Here is a 1,711-nt window from a genome sequence, read left to right on the forward strand (position 1 = left end):
GTCCACATGATACGCAAAGGACAGCTTCATCATCCCGCTGGCGACGGATTGTCACCGGCAGAACAGTTTTATCTGTTAGCGGCCTAAAAAAACGGCAACGCTACTTTTGCTAAGCCGTTGCTGTTAACGCGACAGAGCCCTGAAGGATATGGTTGAACAGTTTGATGCCAAACCAGCAGAAATCAGAGCACTGTTCAATCACCAGTTGGATCCGACGCGTACCGCCGAGTTACGGGATCGTATCCTGGCCGCAGGGCTGCCCATTTAATTCGTCTTCTTTAAAACCAGTAGCCCTGAAGACTACTGGTCAGTTTTTCATTTTCAGTTATTGTGAGCCAGTGAAAATGGAATGCAGGTCGGTGCGGATAAATGCAGGTTCATTTGCAGGTATTGTGGGTTTGAGACTATCGCTGGTTGCAGTTAATGTGGGCTGAAAACTGGGGGTAAATGCAGGTCGGGGCGATTTCAAATGCAGGTCACTACATGTAGGGGGCGTTTGGCGAAAGGGAAATTAAAGTACGCTAAGCAAAAAACGCCCGGCTGGGTTGTACACCGGAACCGCCGAAATTTCCGTCAGGTTGCTCATGGCTTAGGGACGACGTTGCCATCTCAACGGTTTTCTCGGGTATGCCATAACCGCAGCACGTAGATGATTGAATCAATAACCTCGTAACGAATCTCGTACTCTCCAACCAAAATCCTCCTAACCTCCCGTGGCTCGAACTGGAATAGTTGTTCCCCAATACGAGGGTTGGTTAGCAAAATGGTCGGTGCCTGAGTCAGTGCCTGCACGGCTTTAGCAGCAGCTGGCTTGTTAGCCAGAGACAGAAATTCATACAAGCGCGCCAAATCAGAGAGCGCCTTACTGGTCCACTTCAGTTCCATCAACGCGGCACTGGCAGTTGCATGTCGGTACCGAGGCTGTCAGCCCAAGCCTGCACAGCCTGGTGATCAATAACCCGACCCGTATCCACGTCTGCCAGCGCCTCTTGGGTCAGGCGATCACGATCCTCTTCCTGGGCGATCCATGCAGAAAGTGCCTGTTTCATGATCCAGCCACGTGAGCGTTCAAGTCGGGCTGCCATCTGGTCAACTTTGTCGGCCATCGGCAGTGGCACGTGTGCGGTCAGTACCTTGGTTGTTGCTTGTGTCATATTGCTCTTCATTTACCGACTCCTTATTTTTATTTGATTCAAAGTTAATCATACTGATTTATTTTAAATCAATCAAGATAGTGTCAGTTTGGGCTATACTCTAACTTGACGTCAGGTGCTCCGCTCAATGCTGTCAATATAGGGTTTGATTTTGATTTTATTGACACACATTGCTAAGAGTCATAGAGTCTTTCCTGACATTTATCGGAGAACTCTATGGCTGGACAGCGAGTTGGATATATCCGGGTCAGTTCGTTCGACCAGAATCCGGAACGACAACTTGAAGGCATCAAGGTTGATCGTACTTTCACCGACAAGGCATCCGGTAAAGATATCAAGCGCCCTCAATTGGAGGCGTTGATGAGCTTCGTCCGTACTGGTGACATAGTGGTAGTGCATAGTATGGATGGCTCTGTCGCATTAAGGCGTTGTTAGGTAACATGCTGTTTTCTTTGTGATGTTATCTGATAATGCCTCTGATACAAAAAGCCTTTAAACGCCTGCATTACCCCATCGATGTTATTGCTCAATGTGTTCGCTGGTATCTCGCTTATTCA

2 protein-coding genes and 4 pseudogenes are annotated in these 1,711 nt (G+C 48.3%); 4 read left to right on the forward strand and 2 right to left on the reverse strand.

What is annotated here, in order from left to right; all coding sequences use genetic code 11:
• Nucleotides 1-87: pseudogene (locus tag ACRDCA_RS24330) on the forward strand (IS6 family transposase); the annotation flags it as partial.
• Nucleotides 88-139: 52 nt separating this feature from the next.
• Nucleotides 140-268 (forward strand): annotated as a pseudogene (locus ACRDCA_RS24335) (ExeA family protein); the annotation flags it as partial.
• Nucleotides 269-609: 341 nt separating this feature from the next.
• Here the strand turns inward: ACRDCA_RS24335 and ACRDCA_RS24340 are convergent.
• Both ACRDCA_RS24340 and ACRDCA_RS24345 read right to left on the reverse strand, forming a co-directional pair.
• Nucleotides 610-885, reverse strand: coding sequence for a type II toxin-antitoxin system RelE/ParE family toxin (locus ACRDCA_RS24340; protein WP_438691852.1), 276 nt, complete (start codon nucleotides 883-885; stop codon nucleotides 610-612).
• A complete protein-coding gene (locus tag ACRDCA_RS24345) occupies nucleotides 885-1,166 on the reverse strand; it encodes a CopG family ribbon-helix-helix protein (protein ID WP_438691853.1) in 282 nt (93 codons plus the stop codon). The genes ACRDCA_RS24340 and ACRDCA_RS24345 overlap by 1 nt, the downstream gene beginning before the upstream one ends.
• Nucleotides 1,167-1,370: 204 nt before the next feature.
• Here ACRDCA_RS24345 and ACRDCA_RS24350 point away from each other — a divergent pair.
• Both ACRDCA_RS24350 and ACRDCA_RS24355 read left to right on the forward strand, forming a co-directional pair.
• Nucleotides 1,371-1,562 (forward strand): annotated as a pseudogene (locus tag ACRDCA_RS24350) (recombinase family protein); the annotation flags it as partial.
• A gap of 62 nt (nucleotides 1,563-1,624) precedes the next feature.
• A pseudogene (locus ACRDCA_RS24355) lies at nucleotides 1,625-1,711 on the forward strand (IS6 family transposase); the annotation flags it as partial.

It is taken from the genome of Serratia sp. (in: enterobacteria) (assembly GCF_051654945.1).
Classification (GTDB): domain Bacteria; phylum Pseudomonadota; class Gammaproteobacteria; order Enterobacterales; family Enterobacteriaceae; genus Chania.

Bases quoted from the DNA above. Each gene is read 5' to 3' on its own strand.
- ACRDCA_RS24340 (WP_438691852.1), bottom strand. From the start codon at position 885: ATGGAACTGAAGTGGACCAGTAAGGCGCTCTCTGATTTGGCGCGCTTG.
- ACRDCA_RS24345 (WP_438691853.1), bottom strand. From the start codon at position 1,166: ATGAAGAGCAATATGACACAAGCAACAACCAAGGTACTGACCGCACAC.